Source organism: Caulobacter sp. GW821-FHT10F06 (genome assembly GCF_058809215.1).
In genome coordinates this window covers 212,562-232,788 of the sequence record NZ_JBXASK010000002.1, presented here as the reverse complement: position 1 = coordinate 232,788, position 20,227 = coordinate 212,562, and the positions used below count along the sequence as shown (strand labels likewise).

21 protein-coding genes and 1 tRNA gene are annotated in these 20,227 nt (G+C 68.1%); 3 read left to right on the top strand and 19 right to left on the bottom strand.

Annotated features, from left to right (window positions below; genetic code table 11):
• Window positions 1-43 precede the first annotated feature (43 nt).
• The 3 genes from AC1RUS_RS04330 to AC1RUS_RS04320 all read right to left on the bottom strand — a co-directional run bounded on the left by AC1RUS_RS04330 (window position 44) and on the right by AC1RUS_RS04320 (window position 2,335).
• The gene (locus AC1RUS_RS04330) at window positions 44-484 is read right to left on the bottom strand and encodes a DUF2948 family protein (RefSeq protein WP_492913403.1); all 441 of its coding nucleotides are present in this window, start codon (window positions 482-484) and stop codon (window positions 44-46) included.
• Entirely contained in the window at window positions 485-1,774 is a 1,290-nt protein-coding gene (murA, locus tag AC1RUS_RS04325) for a UDP-N-acetylglucosamine 1-carboxyvinyltransferase (protein ID WP_492913401.1), read from the bottom strand.
• 111 nt (window positions 1,775-1,885) lie between these two features.
• Window positions 1,886-2,335 carry a hypothetical protein gene (locus AC1RUS_RS04320; protein WP_492913398.1) on the bottom strand — a complete coding sequence of 150 codons (450 nt, stop codon included), beginning with the start codon at window positions 2,333-2,335 and terminating at the stop codon, window positions 1,886-1,888.
• Between the two features lie 90 nt (window positions 2,336-2,425).
• Here AC1RUS_RS04320 and AC1RUS_RS04315 point away from each other — a divergent pair.
• Both AC1RUS_RS04315 and AC1RUS_RS04310 read left to right on the top strand, forming a co-directional pair.
• Window positions 2,426-2,500 (top strand) — tRNA-Thr (locus AC1RUS_RS04315).
• 355 nt (window positions 2,501-2,855) lie between these two features.
• On the top strand, window positions 2,856-3,248 hold the full coding sequence (locus tag AC1RUS_RS04310) for a helix-turn-helix domain-containing protein (RefSeq protein ID WP_492913396.1): 393 nt from the start codon (window positions 2,856-2,858) through the stop codon (window positions 3,246-3,248).
• Between the two features lie 54 nt (window positions 3,249-3,302).
• Here AC1RUS_RS04310 and AC1RUS_RS04305 read toward each other — a convergent pair whose 3' ends face one another.
• From AC1RUS_RS04305 to trbB, 11 genes are all read right to left on the bottom strand, one after another.
• Window positions 3,303-3,527 (bottom strand): DUF2274 domain-containing protein, encoded by a 225-nt coding sequence (locus tag AC1RUS_RS04305; RefSeq protein ID WP_492913394.1) that lies wholly within the window; start codon window positions 3,525-3,527, stop codon window positions 3,303-3,305.
• A complete protein-coding gene (locus AC1RUS_RS04300) occupies window positions 3,524-4,642 on the bottom strand; it encodes a TraB/TrbI/VirB10 family type IV secretion system protein (protein WP_492913392.1) in 1,119 nt (372 codons plus the stop codon). The genes AC1RUS_RS04305 and AC1RUS_RS04300 overlap by 4 nt, the downstream gene beginning before the upstream one ends.
• Window positions 4,639-5,412: a P-type conjugative transfer protein TrbG gene (trbG, locus tag AC1RUS_RS04295; RefSeq protein WP_492913390.1), complete on the bottom strand. Its 774-nt coding sequence runs from the start codon at window positions 5,410-5,412 to the stop codon at window positions 4,639-4,641. The genes AC1RUS_RS04300 and trbG overlap by 4 nt, the downstream gene beginning before the upstream one ends.
• On the bottom strand, window positions 5,409-6,095 hold the full coding sequence (gene trbF / locus AC1RUS_RS04290; RefSeq protein WP_492913389.1) for a conjugal transfer protein TrbF: 687 nt from the start codon (window positions 6,093-6,095) through the stop codon (window positions 5,409-5,411). The genes trbG and trbF overlap by 4 nt, the downstream gene beginning before the upstream one ends.
• 3 nt (window positions 6,096-6,098) lie before the next feature.
• A complete protein-coding gene (gene trbL, locus AC1RUS_RS04285) occupies window positions 6,099-7,292 on the bottom strand; it encodes a P-type conjugative transfer protein TrbL (protein ID WP_492913387.1) in 1,194 nt (397 codons plus the stop codon).
• Window positions 7,289-7,486 carry a putative entry exclusion protein TrbK-alt gene (gene trbK-alt, locus AC1RUS_RS04280; RefSeq protein ID WP_492914137.1) on the bottom strand — a complete coding sequence of 66 codons (198 nt, stop codon included), beginning with the start codon at window positions 7,484-7,486 and terminating at the stop codon, window positions 7,289-7,291. The genes trbL and trbK-alt overlap by 4 nt, the downstream gene beginning before the upstream one ends.
• A 32-nt stretch (window positions 7,487-7,518) precedes the next feature.
• The gene (gene trbJ, locus AC1RUS_RS04275; RefSeq protein WP_492913385.1) at window positions 7,519-8,217 is read right to left on the bottom strand and encodes a P-type conjugative transfer protein TrbJ; all 699 of its coding nucleotides are present in this window, start codon (window positions 8,215-8,217) and stop codon (window positions 7,519-7,521) included.
• Entirely contained in the window at window positions 8,214-10,652 is a 2,439-nt protein-coding gene (gene trbE / locus AC1RUS_RS04270; protein ID WP_492913383.1) for a conjugal transfer protein TrbE, read from the bottom strand. Before trbE ends, trbJ begins: the two co-directional genes overlap by 4 nt.
• 3 nt (window positions 10,653-10,655) lie before the next feature.
• On the bottom strand, window positions 10,656-10,922 hold the full coding sequence (locus AC1RUS_RS04265; RefSeq protein WP_492913381.1) for a VirB3 family type IV secretion system protein: 267 nt from the start codon (window positions 10,920-10,922) through the stop codon (window positions 10,656-10,658).
• Window positions 10,922-11,227: a TrbC/VirB2 family type IV secretion system protein gene (locus AC1RUS_RS04260; protein WP_492914135.1), complete on the bottom strand. Its 306-nt coding sequence runs from the start codon at window positions 11,225-11,227 to the stop codon at window positions 10,922-10,924. The genes AC1RUS_RS04265 and AC1RUS_RS04260 overlap by 1 nt, the downstream gene beginning before the upstream one ends.
• A 117-nt stretch (window positions 11,228-11,344) precedes the next feature.
• Window positions 11,345-12,253: a P-type conjugative transfer ATPase TrbB gene (gene trbB, locus AC1RUS_RS04255; RefSeq protein ID WP_492913379.1), complete on the bottom strand. Its 909-nt coding sequence runs from the start codon at window positions 12,251-12,253 to the stop codon at window positions 11,345-11,347.
• 236 nt (window positions 12,254-12,489) lie between these two features.
• Between trbB and AC1RUS_RS04250 the strand changes: the two genes are divergently transcribed.
• Complete coding sequence (locus tag AC1RUS_RS04250) at window positions 12,490-12,768, top strand: HU family DNA-binding protein (protein WP_492913377.1); 279 nt, start codon at window positions 12,490-12,492, stop codon at window positions 12,766-12,768.
• 54 nt (window positions 12,769-12,822) lie between these two features.
• Here AC1RUS_RS04250 and AC1RUS_RS04245 read toward each other — a convergent pair whose 3' ends face one another.
• The 5 genes from AC1RUS_RS04245 to AC1RUS_RS04225 form a co-directional block, all read right to left on the bottom strand.
• Window positions 12,823-13,041 (bottom strand): hypothetical protein, encoded by a 219-nt coding sequence (locus AC1RUS_RS04245; protein WP_492913375.1) that lies wholly within the window; start codon window positions 13,039-13,041, stop codon window positions 12,823-12,825.
• Window positions 13,042-13,283: 242 nt separating this feature from the next.
• Window positions 13,284-13,490 (bottom strand): hypothetical protein, encoded by a 207-nt coding sequence (locus tag AC1RUS_RS04240; protein ID WP_492913373.1) that lies wholly within the window; start codon window positions 13,488-13,490, stop codon window positions 13,284-13,286.
• A gap of 314 nt (window positions 13,491-13,804) precedes the next feature.
• The gene (locus AC1RUS_RS04235) at window positions 13,805-17,767 is read right to left on the bottom strand and encodes an ATP-binding protein (protein ID WP_492913371.1); all 3,963 of its coding nucleotides are present in this window, start codon (window positions 17,765-17,767) and stop codon (window positions 13,805-13,807) included.
• 468 nt (window positions 17,768-18,235) lie between these two features.
• Window positions 18,236-19,030 (bottom strand): SDR family NAD(P)-dependent oxidoreductase, encoded by a 795-nt coding sequence (locus AC1RUS_RS04230; protein ID WP_492913369.1) that lies wholly within the window; start codon window positions 19,028-19,030, stop codon window positions 18,236-18,238.
• The gene (locus AC1RUS_RS04225) at window positions 19,030-20,220 is read right to left on the bottom strand and encodes a zinc-dependent alcohol dehydrogenase (protein WP_492913367.1); all 1,191 of its coding nucleotides are present in this window, start codon (window positions 20,218-20,220) and stop codon (window positions 19,030-19,032) included. Before AC1RUS_RS04225 ends, AC1RUS_RS04230 begins: the two co-directional genes overlap by 1 nt.
• Between the last annotated feature and the right edge of the window lie 7 nt (window positions 20,221-20,227).

Sequence of the window (20,227 nt, the reverse complement as noted above, 5' to 3'; positions counted from 1 at the left end):
CCTCACCCTGAGCTTGTCGAAGGGCGAGGGCCACGCACGATGCTCAATCCGCGTGTCCGGGCCGGCGCGGCGTGGTCCAGGGCTCGGAGACGTCGGCCAGGGCCACGTCCAGGCACTCGACGCCGACCCGCAGGTCGCCGCCGCCGGCGAAGGTCAGCATCACCGTCCCGCCCGGAGCCTCGCCCGGCTCGAAGGCGATCGACAGTAGTTCGACGATCGCGCCCTTGGCGTCGCGCTTGAGGTTGCGCGCCTGGACGCCTGTGACGTCGCCCAGTTGCAGAGCCGAGCGAACCCTTTCGCCATCCTTCTTGCCGCCGGCCTCCCAGCGGAAGCGGTTGCAGGCCAGGGTCAGGGTGCGGCCCTGGGCGTCCCAGCGGATGTCGCCGATCTTGGCGACGGCGTCCTGCAGGGCGGCCGAGATCACCGCCAGGTCGTCGGCGTCCTGGGCCAGCAGCTTCAGCGGCGCGATGGTCGGCTTGGCCATCTAGAGCTCCGGCTCGCCGTCGCCCTTGATGCGACGCACCTGGGCCCCGCAGGCGCCCAGCTTCTCTTCCAGACGCTCGAAGCCGCGATCCAGGTGATAGATGCGGCTGACCGTCGTCTCGCCGCGCGCCACCAGACCGGCGATCACCAGGCTGACGGAGGCCCGCAGGTCGGTCGCCATCACCTCGGCCCCTTCCAGCTGGGCGACGCCGCGCACGCGAGCCTCGCCGCCCGACACCGAGATGTCCGCGCCCAGGCGCATCAGCTCGGGGGCGTGCATGAAGCGGTTCTCGAAGATGGTCTCGCGGATGCGGCTCTCGCCGTCGGCCACGGTCATCAGGGCCATGAACTGGGCCTGCAGGTCGGTGGCGAAGCCCGGGAAGGCCGCCGTCTCGATGTCGACCGCTTTCAGGCGCTCGGCCTTGCGGCGGATGATGACGCCGTCGGCCGTGGGCTCGACGCCGCAGCCGGCCTCTTCCAGCTTTTCAAGCAGGCTGTCGATCAGGTGCGGCCGCGCGTTGGTCAGGCGCACCTCGTCGCCGGCCATGGCGGCGGCGACGGCGTAGGTGCCCATCTCGATGCGGTCGGGGATCACCGCGTGGCTCGCGCCATGCAGGCGGGCGACGCCGGTGATGGTCACCGTCGACGTGCCGGCCCCCTCGACCTTGGCGCCCATGGCGTTCAGGCATTCCTGCAGGTCGATCAGCTCGGGCTCGCAGGCGGCGTTGCGCAGGACGGTGACGCCGTCGGCGATCACGGCGGCCAGCATGGCGTGCTCGGTCGCGCCCACCGACACGATCGGGAAGGTGATCTCGGCGCCCTTCAGGCCGCGCGGGGCCTGGGCATAGACATAGCCCTCGTGCAGGTCGATCTTGGCGCCCAGGGCCTCCAGGGCCTGCAGGTGCAGGTCGACGGGCCGCGCGCCGATGGTGCAGCCGCCAGGCAGAGACACCTTGGCCTGGCCAGTGCGGGCGATCAGCGGGCCCAGCACGTTGAACGAGGCGCGCATCTGGCGAACCAGGTCGTAGGGCGCGAAGCCGCTGGTGATCTCGGGAGCATGCAGCAGGGTCTGCTGGCCGTCCGCGCCGTCGCTCTCGGTGACGCTGACGCCCAGGCGCGACAACAGCTTGCCCAGGAACCGGGTGTCGGCCAGACGCGGCATGTTGGTCAGGCGCAGCGGCTCGTCGGTGAGCAGGCTGGCGGCCATCAGCTTGATGGCCGAGTTCTTGGCGCCGCTGACCGGGATTTCCCCGTTCAGCCGCGCGCCGCCGATGATGGCGATGCGATCCAAATGTCGTCCCTCGATCGCGCGGTCGGGAGGGGTCGCCGCGCGGGTCACATGTGAGGGGCGGGTTCTATCCGTTGCAAGAGGGCTTGCAAGGCCTCCCACAGGAAACCCGCGTCAAATGGGGGCCGAAAGATCGTAGGCCCTGCCGTCGGGCCAGCGCAGGTCGTGAGTGGTCGAGGCCAGGTCCAGAGCCACCTGGGCCAGATCGATGGCCTTGCGCAGGGCCTGCAGGCCGTCCACGCCGAACGCAGCCTTGCCGTGCGGGGTGTCAAACTGGCCGCCGTCGCCGACCAGACGCACCGCGCAGGCCGTCTCGTCCGAATCCGGCGCCGGATAGGGCGAGGAGATTTCCAGCAGCAGGACGATTCGCGCCCCGTCGCGGTGATTCACCGCCTCCAGCCGCCGAACGACGTTATAGGGCTGCGGCGCGGCCTCCGCCGCCTCGACCGCGCGCTCCCCCTCTCCCGAAGCGGGGCGCGACGCGGCTTTTCGCTTGCGCAGATTGGTCCGGAGCGCTTCGGCCAGCTTGGCTTCGCGGGTGGATTTGTCGTCGCTGATCGGCATGCGCGAGGGGTGCGGCGACGAAGTCTGTGGGTCAAGTCGCTTTTGGGCTTTGCATCCGCGATTTGGCTCGCTATACGCCCCCTCCTCTTCGCCGCGGTAGCTCAGTGGTAGAGCGCATCCTTGGTAAGGCTGAGGTCCAGGGTTCGAGTCCCTGTCGTGGCACCATGGAGACCCAAAGCAAATCAGTGCTTTGGGTCTCCACCACTCGCGAAGAGAACGTCATCGAAATTGCTCCAGTAAGCACATAGTAAGCAAACGTGCGTTTGACGCGCGGAGGCGGCTCCGTCGCGCCTCTATGGTCCCGCAGGCCGCGGGGCAAAGATTTGCTTTTTCGAACGCCCGCCAATCGAAGGTCAAACGCCGATTTAGCCGCCGCCCACCGCCGCTGTGGGAGGGCGCTCGCGGCGGCGTCTATCTCATGAGCCGTGCAAGATAGGGTCAGCTCGGCTCATCGGTCACTGTCCGTAGAGGCCGGTCCGATCGTCTACGGGGCTGACAGACCGCCAGAGGAAGCCGCCCAGTGACGAACTCAGCGCCCCATCCGGTGGACCTTCACGTCGGCGCTCGCCTTCGGCAGCGTCGACACATGATGGGCCTTTCTCAGGTCGAACTCGCCACGGCCTTGGGCCTGACCTTCCAGCAGATGCAGAAGTACGAGCGCGGCGCAAACCGGATCAGCGCGTCCAAGCTCTACGCGGCCGCCTGCAAGATGGAGACGCCGCTGGAATGGTTTTTCGAAGGGCTCGATTCAGAGATGGTGGATTTCGCGTTGGACGAAGCGAGCAGCAACGTCCAAGCACTTCTTTCAACACGCGAGGGGCTGGAGCTAGCGAAGCTCTTTCCATGCATCCGGTCCAACGAACGGCGAAGGCTCGTCGCGCTGATCAGAGCCCTGGCGGAGGACGCGATCTAGACTGACTCGTGAGGTGGTAAGTTGGCGCTGACGCTTCGCGACGCTCGCCGACCGTTACGCCTTGCGCGCCTTGCGGCCTCGCGTAAAGCCACGATCGCCTTCCATGAACCGCCCCACCATGGGCACGACCAGCTTGCCCGGCTCTGCGACCTTGGAATTGGTCTCGGCCGCAAGCTGCTTGCCGTACTCCAGCAAGTCGCGGTGCATCGCCGCCGGGAATTCAACCGTCACCTTCACCGGCGTGTCGTCTTCGATGGGGCCAAGCCTCAACTTGCTCACCGCTTAGCTCCTTCGGCATAGGGTTCCAGAACCAGATCGCGGGTCAGCAAAACCCGCAACGGGACGCCGGGCCGGATCGTCAGGGTTGGCGCCAGAGCCAAGCTCCGCCCCACCGCCTGCTGCCCAACATCGCTGGCCGTGCCGCCGACACCGCGGCGCACGGCCCGGGCCAGATCATCCTCTCCGGACGCGCCGCTCTCGGCGCCGACCGCCAGGACCGTGCTGAGCGCCGCGGCGCGCCACACCCGCCCCCACCTGCGATCGACCTGGTCCTGAAGTCCGGCCACGCCCTGCCCGTCCGCGCCCGGCAGCTTGTCGAGCATCAGGGCGCGACCGTTCGGAAGCGTCAGGCGCGTCCAGACGACCGCCAAACGTTCCTGGCCATCGTGGGTCTGGGCGCCGTATTCGCCGATCAGTCGCGCGCCGGCCGGAATGAGCAGATGCGCGCCGGTCAGACTGTCCCTGACGTCCTGGGTGACCTGAGCGATCGCCAAGCCCGCCGCATCGGATCGCAACCCGGTGATCAGTGTGGCCGGGATCATCGCGCCGGCCTGCAACACGTAGGGCGAGGCGGGATCCTGGAGACGCTCCAGGCTGGTCAGACGCTCATCGGCGACGGCGGGTTGGACGGTGGGCCCGGGCGGCCCCGAGGCGGCCTCGACCGTCCCCGTGACGCGCAGGAAGAGGCTGCTGGCCAACGCCTCCCGGCGTGCGGTTACGCCAGCGTTGGCCGCCGGCGAAGCCTTGGCGGACGCCGGCTGCGGCAGGGCGTCTATCGCCGCTCTGGACTGGGCGCTGAGGATCGGCCGTCCCAGATCGCCCGGCAACGGGGGGCCCAGGACCGGAATGTCGCCGCGCTTGAGGTAGTCCTTCGGCAGCGCCGCGACCTTCTCGGGCGGTCGCGCCGGCTGATAGACCGGCTCGGGCGCTGGCTTGGCCTTGTGGCCGGTCAGCGACCAACCGACGGCGCCGGCCAACGCCAGAGAGAGCGCCGCGACGCTGATGATCAACGCCTTGCGGGACACCCGGGCGACCGGCGGCGGCGGCGCCCGCAGCCGCAAGGACTCGGCGATGGCCTGCTGTTCGCGATCGATATCGGTTTCCGGCGCGCTCATGGCTGGGCCTCTGGCGCGGAAGCTTCACGTACGATGCGCACCCTGCGCGCCAGCTTCCCCTGCCCTAGCCGCAGCTCGGCCGCGGCGAATAGCTGATCGACCACGACATTTCGACCCTCGACCCGATAATTGACCAGCTCGATCGCCTTGCCGTCCGCCCCGACCAGGAAGAGCGGCGGCAAGTCGCCAGCCAGGGCGTCGGCGCGGAACGCCAGGAAGGTGCTCTGCCCGTCGTCCCAGACGCGCTCGGGCCGGAAGGCGGCGCGTCCCTTGAGGCGGTAACCGAAATTCAGAGGCCGCGGGACTAGGCGGCGCATGGCCGGGGTCGGCGCCGGCGGCGCGGCGATAACCGCTGCGATCACGGTCTGGGGATAGCGCCAGCGGACCTGAGTGAGAAAGCCGCGCGCCGAGGCGCGCAGCTCCAGGAAGTACGTGCGCCGGTTGGTGTTGATGACCAAATTGGTGGCCAGGTCCGCGGCCGTCGGCTTGACCAGGACATGAACGCGGCGCTCGCCGCCCTCGCCGCTGGTGGTGTCGCCGATGATCCAGCGGGCAGTGTCGCCCGCCGCGATCGGGTTCGCCGCGACCAGCTGTTCGCCCGCCTCGAGCAGGATGTCGGTCACCCTTCCTGGAGCCGCGACCAGCGGAAAGACGGCGCGGGCGTCATAGGCATACTCGACCGGAGCCGCGGCCTGGGGCGTCCTCGGCGCGGCGTGGACAGCCGTCGCGGCGAGCCCGCCAGCGAACATCAGGGGGATCAGGGCCCTCATGCGCCGTACTCCCGCGACCAGTTGATCGCCGTGATCCGCACGCCCAGGCCGTTGGCGAGGATCTCCTTGTCCGTTCTGGGCCGCCGCAGCTCGACGGTGAGAATGGCCTGCCAGCGCTCGGTCGAGGCCAGGCGCCCCTCGACATAGCGGCGCTCTATCCAGGCGGCGCGGAAGCTGGTCGGCGAGGCCCGCAGGACACTGGTGACCTCGATGGCGATCTGCGCCTTGCCGATCTGACGCGACAGGTCGCTCGCCTCGGCATGGGCGGTGATGAAGCGGGCCGCGTCGCCGTCGACATGGGCGTAGGCGCGCTCCCAGGCCCGGCCGACCAGCACCCCGTCACTGGAGACCGATCGGACGTCCTCGATGAAGCGGGCCAGGACCGAGCGGACCTGGGCGTCGGTGGGCGCATAGCCTTTGTCGGCCGGGCCGATCGCCTGCACCGCCCCGGCGCGATCGACCTCGACTACCCAGGGGGTCACCGTGCCTTGGGCCGACTCCCAGGTCAGGGCGACGGCTAGTCCTCCCGACAGCGCCAGCAAGCCCAGCGCCATCAGCCGCCAATTGGCCGCCTGGACGCGAGCCGAGCCGATGCGCTCGTCCCAGGCCTGGCCCGCGCGCTGATAAGGGGTTTCGGGGGCGGGCGTGCGGCCATAGCGTGGCCAGCCCTTGAAGGGGTGCATGTCTCAATCCTCCGAGAGGGACGGCGCAGCGCCGCCGCTGTGATCGTCGCCGCTGGCCAGGCCGTGGACGGCCATGCCCGCCCCGTGGGCCAGGTCCTGGCGTTGCTTGAGGTCGCGGGCCCAGCGGGGCGCGCCGTGGGCCGCTCCGGCCTGATCGGTGGAAGGAGCCCCGCCCGAGCCCGGCGAGCCGGTCGGCGAAGGTCCGCCCGATGGCGAACCGCCGGCTGGAGGCGGCGCTTCGCCGTCGCCGCCGCGACCGGTCGCCAGACGCCCCGCCGCCGCGCCCCGCGCCAGGCTCGCGCCCGCGCCGACGGCCATCTGGGTCGCCGCCGCCCCGGCCAGGGCCATGCCGCCGATCGTCAGGCCCGTGCCGACGGCCGCGCCCGCGCCCAGTTGCGGCGCGCCGGTGACAAGGCCAGAGGCGATGCTCGGGCAGAAGATCGACAGGCCCAGCAGGACGGCGCTGGCCAGCACCAAGGCCAGGACCTGCTCCAGGGTCGGCTGGCCGCCCTGCCAGGTGGCGATGAACTGGTCGAACAGCGTCGAGCCGATGCCGATCACCACCGCCAGGGCCATGACCTTGACGCCCGTGGCGATCACCGCGCCCAACACGCGCTCGGCGAGGAAGGCGGTTTTGTTGAAGAGCCCGAACGGGACCAGCACGAAGCCGATCAGGGTCGAGATCTTGAACTCGATCAGAACCACGAAGACCTGGATGGCCATCACGAAGAAGGCGACGATCACCAGCAGGAAGGCGACCAGCAGGACGGTGATCTGCACGAGATTCTCGAACACCGCCGGAAAGCCGGCCAGTTCGGAGGCCGACTCCAGCAGCGGCTTTGCGGCGTCGAGGCCCAGGGCCGCGAGCTTGCCGGGCCGCAGGATGTCGGCGGCGCTGAGGCCGGCGCCGGACGCCTTCAGGCCTAGAGCGGTGAAGCTCTCCACGACGATCAGGCCGAGCGCCTGGAAGTTGCCGATCAGGAAGGCAAAGAAGCCGACATAGAGCACCTTGCGGATCAGTCGGGCCAGGACGTCCTCGCCCGAGGCCAAACTCCACATCAGCGCCGCCAGGGTGATGTCGATGGCGATCAGGATGTTGGCGAGCGCCCCGACCTCGCCCCGCAGCAGACCAAAGCCGCTGGAGATGTAGCGATCGAAAGTGGCGAAGAAGATGTCGATGACGCCGGGATCGTTCATCGCGGGACGCTTCCGAAGAAACGGCTACGCGCCTCACGCCAGGCCACCCTGCAGGCCGGATCCTCCCCGGCCGCCTGTCCCATCGCGCGGCATCGCGACAGGGCCTCGTCACCCTGATGCGCCGTCGCCACCGACGGACGGAGCTCGACCCTACCCGTGTCACGCACGGCGAGGACAATGGCGGCCAGGACCATCCAGGCCGCCAGGCTCCAGAGGATCGGCCGGATCACGGGTTGCGGCCCATGAAGCGGGAGAACCGAGCCTTGGCGTCAGCCCGGGCGGCGGCCCGATCTGCCGCCTCCAGGGCTTGGGCGCGCCCTTGGGCGGCAACCAGGGCGGTCAGCTGCGATAGCTGCTGGGCCTGAAGCGCCAGGAGCTGATTGCCGGCCTGCGCGGCCTGAAGGGCGCCGCTCGCCGATTGGCTCGCGCCGACCAGCGCCGCCAACTCGTCGCTGCTTCCGCCGAGCGTTCCGACCACTCCGGCCTGGACCTTCAACGCGTCCTCGAACCCCGCCACGGAAGCCGCCCAGCGGGCGTCGGCGCGGGCCACGAGATCGGCGTTTCCGCCGCCCCCGGCCGGCGCCTTGTAGTTGGCGTTGAAGGCCTCCTGAATGGCGCCGACGTCGTAGGCGAGCTTTTGGGCCTCCCCCAGCAACGTTCGCGTGCGTCCGATTTGGGCCTGGAGGCTGGCCAGGGACGAATACGGCAAGCTCGCCAGATTGCGCGCCTGACCGATCAGCATCTGGGCCTCGTTCTGCAACGAGGTGATCTGGTTGTTGATCTGCTCCAGGGCGCGTGCGGCCTGGACGACATTCTGGACGTAGTTGGTGGGGTCGTAGACCGTGAACTGCGCCTGCGCGGCGCCGGCCAGGACAGCCAGGGCCAGAGGGGCGAGCAGCAGGGATCGACGCGACCGAAGGGTCATGACGTGAGCTCCGAAGGATCGAGGGACGGGAGGAGATCGGCGGCCCAGACGAGGCCCCGCGCGCGCAGCCAGGCGGTCGCGAAGCGGGCGGGACCGTGCTCGGCCAGAAGGGCGGCCATGGCCGCTTGATCGGGCTTGGAGGACGCGCCCGCGAAGGCCAGACCTACAGGGCCGAGACCCAGCTCGAAGAGCCGCTCGCCGACCGGGGACTGCAGGTAGTAGTCGCGCTTGGGCGTGGCCCTCGCGATCAGGGCGATCTGCCGGTCGTTGAGGCCAAAGCGGCGATAGGCCGCCGCCCCGACCGGATCGAGCGCCCAGGCGTTGGGCAGGCAGATCCGCGTCAGGCAGAGCTCGATCACCGCCGAGGCGATGCGGCTCTGCTCGATCTGGCTGAGCGACAGGGTCGTCAGCACGACCGCGCCGTTCTTCTTGCGCACGGTGCTGAGCCAGGTCTGTAGCTGCGCGCCGAACGCCGGATCGTCGAGCGCCAGCCAAGCCTCGTCGACCAGGATCAGGGTCGGGGCGCCATCGAGCCGCCGCTCGATGCGATGGAAGAGATAGGCCAGCACCGCCGGGGCGGCCGCCGTGCCCAGGAGACCCTCGGTCTCGAAGGCCTCGACCGCAGCCTCGCCCAGCTGTTCGTGGTCTGAGTCGAGCAATCGTCCCCAAGGACCGCCGAGGCCGTAGGGCGCCAGGGCTTGCTTGAGCTCCAGGCTGGCCAAGAGCGCGGTCAGGCCCGTGATCGTGCGCTCGGTCTGCGTCGCGCTCGCCAGGGCCCCGAGCGCGCTCCAGACATGGGCGCGCACGGCCGGCGTGACCACGACGCCTTCACGCGCGAGGATGGCCAGCAGCCAGTCCAGCGCCCAGGTCCGTTCGCTCTCCTGATCGATGCACGCCAGGGGCTGCAGGGCTACGGCCGGCCGCTCGGCTTCGCGCAGCACGCCGCCCAGGTCGTGGAAAGCGCCGCCCATCCCCAAGGCCGCTGCGCGAATCGAAGCGCCGAAGTCGAAGGCGAAGACCCGCGCGCCGGCATAGCGCCGAAATTGCAGAGCCATCAGGGCCAACAGCGTGCTCTTGCCCGCCCCCGTCGGACCGACGATCAGGCTGTGACCGACATCGCCGACGTGCAGCGACAGACGGAACGGTGTCGAGCCCTCGGTGCGCGCCATCAGGAGCGGCGGACCGGACAGGTGCGCGTTGCGCTCCGGTCCCGCCCAAACCGCCGACAACGGCGCCATGTGCGCCAGGTTCAGGCTCGACAGCGGCGGCTGGCGGACATTGGCGTAGGCGTGACCGGGCAGACTGCCGAGCCAGGCCTCGACCGCTCCGACCCGCTCGCGGATGACGGTGAAGTCCCGCCCGGCGATGATCTTCTCGGCCAGAGAAAGCTTGGCCTCGGCGCGGACGGGATCCTCGTCCCAGACCACGACATTGGCCGTGACGAAGGCGTAGGCGACGGCGTCGTCGCCGAGATCCTGCAGGGCCAGATCCGCGTCGCCGGCCTTGTTGGCCGCATCGTTGTCGACCAGAGCCGCCGGCTGCTGGGTCAGGGCCTCCTGCAGCAAGGCCGCGATCGACTTGCGCTTGGAAAACCACTGGCGACGGATCTTGGTGAGCAGACCGGCGGCGGCGGTCTTGTCGAGGAAGATCGCCCGGCTCGTCCAGCGGTAGGGAAAGGCCAGCCGGTTGAGTTCGTCGAGCAAGCCCGCCGTGGTCTCGCCCGGAAAGCCAGTCAGGGTCAGGACACGCAGATGGGCCTGCCCCAAGCGCGGCTCGAGCCCGCCGCTCAGGGGCTCGGTCGCCAGGAGGGCGTCCAATTGCATGGGCGTCTCGGGAACGGCGATCGTCTGGCGGCGGGTCGAGATCGCCCCATGCAGGAAGCTCAGGGTCGCGCCGTCATCCAGCCAAGCGGCCTGGGGCATCAAGGCGGCGACCAGGGCGAGGACCCGGTCGGAGCGCTCGATGAAGCCGCCCAGTTCGGTGCGCCCGTCGAGCCCTTCAGCGGCCCGCCCCTCGACGAAGAGGTCGGCGATGCGGCCGTTGCGCTGCGCCGGCGGCAGATAGAGCAGCGTCAGGAAGTAGCGGCTCTCGAAGTGCGCGCCCTCCTCCTGGAAGGCGCCGCGACGTTCGAGGTCGACCAGGGCCGAGACCGGATCGGGAAAGACGCTTTCGGGATAGGCCCTGGCCGGATCGCGGCGGGCCTCCACGAAGAGCGCCCAGCCAGAGCCCAGGCGGCGAAGGGCGTTGTTGATTCGGCCGGCGACCGCGGCCACCTGGCCGTCGGTGACGGAGTCCAGATCAGGCCCGCGGAAGCCGGCAGTGCGCTGGAACGATCCGTCCTTGTTGAGCACGACGCCGGGCGCGACGAGCGCGGCCCACGGCAGGTAGTCGCACAGACCGGTGGGCCGGCGGGCGTATTCGCGAAGGTCGAGCATGGCTCAGACCTCCAGACGCGCGGGAATCCGCACGTGCCGGCGACTGACCTCGAAGATCATCGGGTCATGCCGGGCGGCCCAGACCGCCAGGGCGTGCCCGATAACGGCAACCGCCAGGCCGACGAGCCAAAGGCGCAGACCCAGGCCCAAGGCGGCGGCCAGGGTGCCGTTGACCAAAGCGATCGCGCGCGGGGCGCCGGCGAGCAGGACGGGCTCGGTCAGGGCCCGATGGACGGGCGCCGACAGTCCCCACGCGCGATCGCCGGCCATCAGACCAGCGCTCCGCCGCCGAACGAGAAGAACGACAGGAAGAAGCTGGAGGCGGCAAACGCGATCGAGAGACCGAAGACGATCTGGATCAGTCGACGGGTGCCGCCGGTGCTGTCGCCGAAGGCCAGGGCCAGGCCGGTCATGATGATGATGACGACGGCGATGATCTTGGCGACGGGGCCTTCGATCGATTCCAGAATCTTCTGGAGCGGCTCCTCCCAGGGCATGGACGAACCGGCGGCGTAAGCCTGCGCGGCGACCAGGCTGAGGGCGGTGGCCGCGCCAGTGAGGATCCAGTTACGGATGCGCGGGAGCGGTGGCCGCGGCGACCCATTGGATGTGTTGGGGGCGCGCGACAGGGCAAGGCTCGTAGACACGAGGCCGTTCTCCTTAGGTTTGGGGGTTTGGGGGACTTGGAGTTCTCAGGCGGTGCTGAGCTGGTAGGCGCCGTCGGGCGCCTGGCCCTCCAGGCGTGCAAGTTCGATCAAGCGTCGCTGGCGGCCGCGGCCGGAGAGGACGGCGATCAGGTCGATGGTGTCGGCGATCAGGGCGCGCGGCACGGTGACCACGACCTCCTGGATCAGCTGCTCCAGGCGCATCAGGGCGCCCAGCGCCGAGCCGGCGTGCAACGTCCCCACGCCGCCGGGATGACCTGTGCCCCAGGCCTTGATGAGGTCGAGCGCCTCCCCTCCGCGAACCTCGCCAATGACGATGCGGTCGGGTCGCAGGCGCAGGGTCGAGCGGACAAGATCGGCAAGGTCGACTACGCCATCGAGCGTGCGCAGGGCCACCAGGTTCGGAGCCGGGCATTGCAGCTCGCGCAGGTCCTCGCAGAGCACGACCCGGTCGGCGGCTTCGGCGACCACCGCCAGCAGGGCGTTGACCAGGGTGGTCTTGCCGCTCGAGGTTGCGCCAACCACCAGGATGTTGCGGCGCTCGGCGACCGCAGCGCGGAGACACTGCGCCTGCGCGGCCGTCATCACGCCGGTGCGCACGTAGTCGTCGAGTCCGAAGACCTGGCGCGCCGGCTTGCGGATCGAGAAGGTCGGGGCGGCGACCAACGGGGGCAGCAGACCCTCGAAGCGCTCACCGGTTCCGGGCAGCTCCGCCGACAGCTGAGGGCGACTGGCGTGGACTTCCGCCGAGACGTGATGGGCCACCAGCCGAACCACCCGCTCGGCGTCGGCCGCCGCGAGGATCAGCTCGGCGTCGACCAGGCCGACATCGAACCGGTCGAGCCAGACCCGTCCGTCGGGATTGACCATGACCTCCGCGACGCCCGGATCATCCAGACGCGCCAGCAGCAGCGGACCCAGAGCCGAACGGAGCATCCGCTGGGTTCGGGAAAGGTCTGAAAGGGTCTCGGGCTGGTCCATGTTCGTCCCCGAAAGGTCTCGGGGACGAACAAGAAGACCTGGGACGGACCGATCTCAACAGCCAAATCGGCGGCGAAATCTGTGGGAAACACAAAGATACGGATGGAAAACCGCCCGCCCCTCCCGCTGACCCCGATGACAAGCTCTGTTCGGCTCGCCAGGGTCGGAGCCTGTTCCCCAAGGAGGTTTCCATGAACGTTTCGGATCTGGTCGAGGCCGTCGTCGCCGCCGAGCCCAAGCTGACCAAGGCTCAGGCCAAGGCCATCATCGACGGCGTCTTCAAGTCGCTGAGCGACGCCGCCGTGAAGGGCGAGGAAGTCTCGATCCCCGGCTTTGGCAAGTTCAAGGTCCAGGCCAAGCCGGCCCGCACCGGACGCAACCCTTCGACGGGCGCGAGCATCGAGATCGCCGCCAGCAAGAAGGTCGCCTTCACGCCGGCCAAGCAATTGAAGGACGCCGTCAACGGCTAAGCGAACCCGGCGGAGCCTTGACCAGCTCCGCCCCCGCCCCGCCGCAGGTCCGCGTCAGCGGTGTGTCCACGGCTTGGCTAAGGCCACGAAGCCGGTGAAGACAAGGATGTAGACCCCGAGAAACAAGCCCTGGGGCCCCTGCCCGCCGGCGATCCCCCACAGCCCCGCCAACAAGAGCGTGGGAAGCACAGCGGAGATCAGACAGGCCAGCCACATCAGGGGCTCGGCGACGCCATCGGGCAGCCAGTCATCCTCGTCGTCATAGCGCGCCATGTTCACCTCGCGAAGATCGCCGCAGCTTCACGGACCCGCGCTCGTAAAGGCTCAGGCGCAATTGCTGAGGCCGTCTCTGTGACCGTCCTGTTCTTTATCAGCCGTTGAAAGTCGACGTCACCCCGCATCGCCTTCGACAAGGAGGTGGAGCCGCGAGGGAACTGCAAAGTCGGCGGCGAGCTTGTGAAACGAAAAAAGGCCGAGCGAAGCGCCCGGCCTTTCTCAAGAAGCTCCGCTGCTGATCAGCGCTGCACGGGCTCGCCACGCCCGCCGTCGTCGGTCGGGCGGGTGTCGTTCGGGTCGCGGGTGCGGCCATCGCCGTCAGTGTCGATGCGCTCGCCCGTCTTCTGGCCCTGGTTGTCGCGCTGCTCGTTCTGCTGTTGCGGCGAGCGCTGCTGCGGGTTTTCATTTTGCTGTTGCGGCTTGCGGTTCTGGTCTTGATCAGTCATGGCGCTCTCCTGCGTGGGATGGACAGAGGATCAACACGCCGTCCCCAAGCGCGTTCCGACAGCGCCGCTTTGGGAACGCTGTCGAATTTTGCGATACGAGAACGGCCGCGCACGCCGACCACGTCGCGTTGGCTCGCTTCCGCGACTGCATCCCAAATCCGGCCCGAACCCTAGGCGGACATACCTTTCGACGAACGCGGCAAAGTTGGCAGTGTCCGTAACAGCGCACCTATGCGAGGAGCTTGCTGGATCTGCCTGAGGGTCAATCCTCCCAGAGGCGCCCGGGCGCAATCGGTCGGCCGGCAGGACGCCCTTCAGTCTCCTGACTTTCCGGGCGGCGCTGGCCCATCTGGGCGATCACTGCGGTCCAGAAGATCGCGGATCTTCACCGCCAATTGGTCGAAGGTGAAGGGCTTGCCGATCAGTTGCACGCCCGGGTCCAATCGGCCCTGGTGGACGATCGCATTTCTTGAGTAACCGGTGGTGAAGAGGACCTTCAACTCAGGGCGCAGCGCCTGGGCGGCGTCGGCGATCGCCCGGCCGCTCCTGCCCGGCAGAACGACGTCAGTGAACAACAGATCGATGCGCCGGTCACTGCGCAGCACGTCTAGCGCCTGGTCGGCATCGATCGTCTCGATGACGCCGTAGCCGAGTTCCTGAAGAATTTGCAGCGAATAGGCCCGGACATCGTCATTGTCCTCGACAACCAAAACCACTTCGCCGTCGGCGCTTGCGGGCGCGTAGCTCGGACCGGACGCGGTGCTGGCTTCGGCCAGCGCATGATGACGCGGGAAGTAGAGCTTCACCGTCGTGCCCTGCCCCTCCTCGCTGTAAACGGTCACGTGGCCGCCCGACTGCTTGACGAAGCCATAGACCATCGACAGGCCCAGGCCGGTGCCACGACCGACCTCCTTGGTGGTGAAGAACGGTTCGAACACCCGCGCCAAGGTCTGCGGTGACATCCCAGAGCCGCTGTCGCTGACCGACACCATGACGTACTGGCCCGGGATAACCTCGGCGTCTTGCGCCGCATAGTGGTCGCTCAGCTCGGTATTGGCCGTCTCAAGTGTCAGCTTGCCGCCGTCGGGCATGGCGTCACGCGCATTGACGGCCAGGTTGATAAGCGCGCTCTCCAATTGGTTCTGGTCGGCCTCGACCGTCCAGAGTCTGGGCGCCAGCACCCCTTCCAGCTCGATCTGCTCGCCCAGGGTCCGGTGCAGCAGGTCGGTCATGTCCCGCACGAGGATATTGAGATCCAGCGCCTTGGGTTCCAGCGGCTGACGCCGGGAAAAGGCCAGGAGGCGGCTGGTCAGGCCTGCGGCGCGTTGGGCGCCTTGCAACGCCATGTCCAAAGCTCGTTTGGCCCGCGCCTCGTCGGCCGCGCCAGCGCGGCGCAAAGTCTCCAGCCCGCCGATGATCACCGTCAGCAGATTGTTGAAGTCGTGGGCGACGCCGCCGGTCAGCTGCCCGACGGCCTCCATTTTCTGGGCCTGGCGCAGCGCCTCCTCAGCCTGCAGGCGTTGAGCGAGTTCTTCGGCGACCCGCTGCTCAAGATCACGATTAAGCGCCAGCAGGTCGCGTTGCGCGCGGCGCAGCTCGCTGACGTCGATGATCACCCCGGCCAGCAGCCGAACATCGCCCGGGCGGGTATGCAGGTCGCCGAACGCCATCACGTCCCGTTCCTGGCCAGCGCCGATCACCCGGTATTCCGCGTGGAAGTGCAGGCCCTGCTCCACGGCCTCGGCGATGGTGGCCTGGACGCGATCGCGATCATCAGGATGGATGCCGGCGATAAACGCCTGCAGCGGCAATCCCGCGCTTTCGGCCGCTTGCGGATCGACCCCGTACAGGCTGGAGACCGGACCCAGGACCGCGACGCTGTCGCTATCGATCTCCCATTCGAACACGCCGACCCCACCCGACGACAGGGCGATGCCTAAGCGGTCCTGGCTGATGCGGAACCGCTGCTCGCTAGCCCACACGGCGCGGTCGGCCTCACGCCGTACGCCGGCCATCTGAATGTTGGCGTTGACCCGCGCCAAAAGCTCGCGCGCTGAGAACGGTTTGACCAGGTAGTCATCGGCCCCAGCGTCCAGACCTTCGACCTTGGCCTCCTCGCCAGCCCGCGCCGACAGCATGATCACCGGGACGCTTCGGGTGACAGGGTCGCCACGAACGCCCGCCAGTAGGCCAAAGCCGTCGAGCTTGGGCATCATCACGTCGGTCAGCAGGAGGTCTGGCGGCGCCCGGCGCGCGGCCGCCAGGGCCGCCTCGCCGTCGGCGACCGCCTCGACGCGATAGCCCTGCCCTTCCAGAAGCCTTGTCACATAACCGCGCATGTCTGCGTTGTCGTCGGCCAGCAGAACGCGTTTGACCTCGCGCGCCTTGCCGTCCGGATCGCCCGTTCGCCACGCGACGGGCCAGGGCGGCTCAAGGCCATCGCCGCCGAACGGTGTGCCTGGAAGCCAGCGCGCCGCCTCCTCCAGATAGTCGCCGATCCGACTAGCCGGAGCGAGCAGCGCTTCGGGCTGGACCTGTTCGGCCGGCAGGTGGGCCTGACCATACGGCAGTGTGACCGTAAAGGTGGTTCCCCGCCCTTCAATGCTCTCGGCGGCGATTTCGCCGCCGTGCAGGCGGACCAGCTCCTGGACCAGCGCCAGGCCGATGCCGCTGCCCTCGACGCTGCGGCCTTGCGCGCCCTCAACCCGGTGGAAGCGCTCGAACAGCTTGGGCATCTCCTCTGCCGGAACGCCGATGCCGGTGTCGCTGACCTTTACCTGGACCGCTCGCCCGTCACGCGTCGGCTCGACGACCAGGGTGATTTGGCCTTCGAGCGTGAACTTGAAGGCGTTGGACAGCAGGTTCAGCAGAACCTTTTCCCACATCTCCTGATCGACATAGACCGGGTGAGGCAACGGCTTGGCCCGAATGTCCAGGGCAAGGCCGGCTTTCTCGAGGATCGAACGGAAGGACGAGGCGATCTCGGCGCTGTAGGCGGCCAGGTCGACGGCCGTATATCTGGCCCGCACCCGTCCGGCCTCAATCCTGGTAAAATCGAGGAGGCTGTTGACGAGGCGCAGGAGACGCCCGCCATTGCGACTGGCCAGGATGATGGCGTCGCGGACTTCCGGCGACAGGTCGGTGGCCAGGAGCTCTTCGAGCGGCGCGAGCATCAAGGTCAGCGGCGTGCGCAGCTCATGGCTGACGTTGGAGAAAAACGTGGTCTTTGCGCGGTCCAATTCGGCCAGGACCTCAGCACGCCGCCGCTGGACCTCGAACGCCTCGGCGCTGGCGATCGCCGAGGCGATCTGACCGGCCACCAGGCCCAGGAAGCTGCGATAGGCCTCGTCCAAGGCGCGATAAGGGCTTAGGCCAATCACCAGCACCGCGTCGCGGCCGGCGTCTGCAGCGAGCGGCAAAATCATCGCCGCGCGCGACGGGCGATCCCAGGCGCCCTTCACGAGCAGGCCCAGCTCCGTCAGATCGACCGTTGCAGGCGCGCGTGTTTGGAGAACGTCGCCAATCGGCCAGAAGGTCGACGCGCTTAGGGCCTCTGCCTCGGGGGCGTGCGGTGCGCCCGGCTCCAACCCCGTTGCGGCGGCGAGTTCGGCGTGTTCTCCGCTTGGTTCCACGACGTAGAGCAAGGCGAAGGTTACGTCGCGCTGATTGCGCTCCAGGGCCCTGGCGGCCTGCGCGCAAGCTTCGCGCCAATCCCTGGCGCTGACGGTCTCGGCCGCCAGGTCGCGCAGCAAGGCCAGCTGCCGCTCACCGATCACCCGTTGGGTGTCATCACTGTTGGCGCAAATAATTCCACCCGGAAGGCCGTCGTCACCGCGCACGGGGCTATAGGAGAAGGTGTAGTAGGTCTCTTCGGGATAGCCGTTGCGCTCCATGATCAGGAGCTGCTCTTCCACATACGTCCCTTCGCGCCCGCCCATGGCGGTTTCCAGCATCGGACCGATGTCCGGCCAGATCTCGCTCCAGACGTCGTGGGTCGGGCGGCCCAGCGCCCAGGGGTGCTTGCCGCCAATGATCGACTTGTAGGGGTCGTTGTAGAGATAGGTGAGGTCAGGTCCCCAACCAACCCAAATTGGCTGGCGCGAGGTCAGCATGATGCCGACGGTGGTCTTCAGGCTCTGGGGCCAATGCTCGGGCGGGCCTAACGGTGTCGCGGTCCAGTCGTGGCTGCGGATCAGTTCACCCAGCTCGCCGCCGCCGGCCAGGAAGCTGAGTGCTGGATTGACGGCGGCGCGATCCGATCGATCGTCTTGGCTCATGCGCGACCGGCTCGCGCCACGCCCCGTGGGAGGTCGGCTTCGGAGCACAGGTAACGCAACGCGACAGGCCGCACGCGGCAGGTCACGGTCGAACAAAAGGCCATCTTGATCCCCGTTGGATACGCGCCCCGCATCGCGCACATCAAGCTTCGGAGTCAAATGCGCGTAGCACCAATCTGTGCCACAACTGCCGACGAATTTTGCAGGGGATAGGCCAACTGTCAGACGTGTCTGCAGGGCGTCAGAGCGTGCCGCCACGCGCTGCTGGGAACTGCGCTGATAGGCGCCCGAGGGGCACGGCCTCGCGCCCGCCTAAAAGTACGCCAATTCTATCCGCGCCGATGCGGTCGGCTGCGAGATCGCGACCGCGCCCGTCAGAAAGACTTGCTGCGACGAGAGGCCGGCGCTCGATCCGCGTAAAGCCCGGCCTTTCTCAAGGTCGTTGAGCCCAAGGGGCCCTAGTCTCTGCTAGTCCTTGTCCGTGCCGGGTTCAGCCAATTTGCGGTGTTGCTCGGCTAGAACGCTCCGCGGCGTGAGGGCCGCCGCTGCGGCCTGGATCTTGTTCTTGAGACCGGCGACGACGTCGCCCTCGCCCGCCTGCATCGCCCGATAGCCTGCTGTTGCGACATCCGCTGGATCAGCCTTGTCGGGGTCCGCCCCGACCTTGGTGTCGAGCATATCGGCGCGGGCGAAGAACGGGGTGTCCGTTGGACCGGGCATCAAGCAACTGACGGTGACCAGTGTATCCTTCAGTTCGTTGCGCAGCGCCCAAGCGAAGCTGTCGATGAACGCCTTCGTCCCGTTGTAGACGGCCTGGAAAGATCCCGGGATGAGGCCGGCGATCGAGCCGGTGATCAGGATTTTGCCGCGATCACGCTCGCGCATGTCGCGCGCCACCCTATGCAGCAGATAGACCGTGCCGGTGACATTGGTGTCGATCACGTGGCGGATATCTGTGAAGTCCTGGTCCAGAAAGGCATGGCCCAGACCGTGGCCGGCGTTGGCCATCAGGACGTCGACCGGTTGAGCCTGATGCTGGATCACCGCGTAAAGCGCGTCTACGCCCGCCGTCGTCGAAAGGTCGGCGCGGACGATGGCGACCTTGGCGCCGATCTCACGGAGGTGGTGCGCAGCTTCGGTCAGGGACTGGTCGGCCGCGATGACCAGGTCGTAGCCATCCTCCGCCGCCAGCCTGGCCAGTTCATAACCGATCCCCGACGACGCTCCCGTGACGACGGCCAGGGGGCGAACCTCCTGCGTCATCAAGCGGCTTCCTTGCGCCAGTCGGGCTTGAGCACGACCTTGGTCACTTCGTTCTGGTCCTGCTTGAACATCTTGTAGCCCTCGGGGGCCTGCTCCAGCGGAAGGCGGTGGCTGATCAGGAAGGTGGTGTCGATGACGCCCTCGCCGATCAAGTCCAGCAGAGGCCGCAGATACTTGTGCACGTGGGTCTGGCCGGTGCGGATCTGCAGGCCCTTCTCCATCAGGGCGCCGATCGGGATCTTGTCGCCCATGCCGCCATAGACGCCTGGGATCGAAACCCGGCCGCCGGTTCGGCAGGCCATCAGCACTTCGCGCAAGACGTGCGCGCGGTCGGTGCCCAGGCGGGTGGCGACCTTGACCGCGTCGACCACGTTGTCGATCGAGAAGCCGTGGCTCTCCATGCCGACGGCGTCGATGCAGGCGTCCGGCCCGATGCCGCCGGTCATGGCCATCAGGGCCTCGCGGACTTTGACGTCGTGATAGTTGATCACCTGGGCGCCCAGCGACTTGGCCAGCTCCAGGCGGTGCGGATGGTGATCGATGGCGATGACCTTGTGCGCGCCCTGGATCAGCGCGCTCTGGATCGCGAACAGGCCGACGGGGCCGCAGCCCCAGACCGCCACGGTGTCGCCCGGCTCGATCTGACAGTTCTCGGCCGCCATCCATCCCGTGGGCAGGATGTCGGACAGGAACAGGACCTTGTCGTCCTCCAGGCCGTCGGGAATGACGATCGGCCCGACATCGCTGTAAGGGACCCGGACGTATTCGGCCTGGCCGCCGGCATAGCCGCCGGTCATGTGTGAATAGCCAAACAGGCCGGTCATCGCCGTGCCGTAGGCCACCTCGCCCAGATCCTGGGTGTCGGCGGGGTTGGAGTTTTCGCAGCCGGAGAACTGCTGCTTCTCGCAATGGAAGCACTTGCCGCAGGCGATCACGAACGGGACGACGACGCGCTGGCCCTTCTGGAGGGTGGAGCCAGGCCCGGTCTCGACGACCTCGCCCATGAACTCGTGGCCCAGGATGTCGCCCTTGGCCATCGAGGGGATCATGCTGTCATAGAGGTGCAGGTCAGAGCCGCAGATGGCGGTCGAGGTGATCTTGATGATCGCGTCGCGGGGATTGATGATCTTGGGGTCGGGCACGGTGTCCATGCGGACATCGTGTTTGCCGTGCCAGGTCAGGGCGCGCATGGGCGTC

What these genes read in the sequence shown, in the direction of transcription:
- AC1RUS_RS04245 (WP_492913375.1), bottom strand. Translation starts at nt 13,041, where the DNA reads ATGGCGCGCTATGACGACGAGGATGACTGGCTGCCCGATGGCGTCGCC.
- AC1RUS_RS04265 (WP_492913381.1), bottom strand. Translation starts at nt 10,922, where the DNA reads ATGGCCGGCGATCGCGCGTGGGGACTGTCGGCGCCCGTCCATCGGGCC.
- AC1RUS_RS04240 (WP_492913373.1), bottom strand. Translation starts at nt 13,490, where the DNA reads ATGACTGATCAAGACCAGAACCGCAAGCCGCAACAGCAAAATGAAAAC.
- AC1RUS_RS04235 (WP_492913371.1), bottom strand. Translation starts at nt 17,767, where the DNA reads ATGAGCCAAGACGATCGATCGGATCGCGCCGCCGTCAATCCAGCACTC.
- trbB (WP_492913379.1), bottom strand. Translation starts at nt 12,253, where the DNA reads ATGCTCCGTTCGGCTCTGGGTCCGCTGCTGCTGGCGCGTCTGGATGAT.
- trbE (WP_492913383.1), bottom strand. Translation starts at nt 10,652, where the DNA reads ATGCTCGACCTTCGCGAATACGCCCGCCGGCCCACCGGTCTGTGCGAC.
- trbJ (WP_492913385.1), bottom strand. Translation starts at nt 8,217, where the DNA reads ATGACCCTTCGGTCGCGTCGATCCCTGCTGCTCGCCCCTCTGGCCCTG.
- AC1RUS_RS04300 (WP_492913392.1), bottom strand. Translation starts at nt 4,642, where the DNA reads ATGAGCGCGCCGGAAACCGATATCGATCGCGAACAGCAGGCCATCGCC.
- AC1RUS_RS04225 (WP_492913367.1), bottom strand. Translation starts at nt 20,220, where the DNA reads ATGCGCGCCCTGACCTGGCACGGCAAACACGATGTCCGCATGGACACC.
- trbK-alt (WP_492914137.1), bottom strand. Translation starts at nt 7,486, where the DNA reads ATGGTCCTGGCCGCCATTGTCCTCGCCGTGCGTGACACGGGTAGGGTC.
- AC1RUS_RS04330 (WP_492913403.1), bottom strand. Translation starts at nt 484, where the DNA reads ATGGCCAAGCCGACCATCGCGCCGCTGAAGCTGCTGGCCCAGGACGCC.
- AC1RUS_RS04250 (WP_492913377.1), top strand. Translation starts at nt 12,490, where the DNA reads ATGAACGTTTCGGATCTGGTCGAGGCCGTCGTCGCCGCCGAGCCCAAG.
- trbF (WP_492913389.1), bottom strand. Translation starts at nt 6,095, where the DNA reads ATGCACCCCTTCAAGGGCTGGCCACGCTATGGCCGCACGCCCGCCCCC.
- AC1RUS_RS04320 (WP_492913398.1), bottom strand. Translation starts at nt 2,335, where the DNA reads ATGCCGATCAGCGACGACAAATCCACCCGCGAAGCCAAGCTGGCCGAA.
- trbG (WP_492913390.1), bottom strand. Translation starts at nt 5,412, where the DNA reads ATGAGGGCCCTGATCCCCCTGATGTTCGCTGGCGGGCTCGCCGCGACG.
- trbL (WP_492913387.1), bottom strand. Translation starts at nt 7,292, where the DNA reads ATGAACGATCCCGGCGTCATCGACATCTTCTTCGCCACTTTCGATCGC.
- AC1RUS_RS04230 (WP_492913369.1), bottom strand. Translation starts at nt 19,030, where the DNA reads ATGACGCAGGAGGTTCGCCCCCTGGCCGTCGTCACGGGAGCGTCGTCG.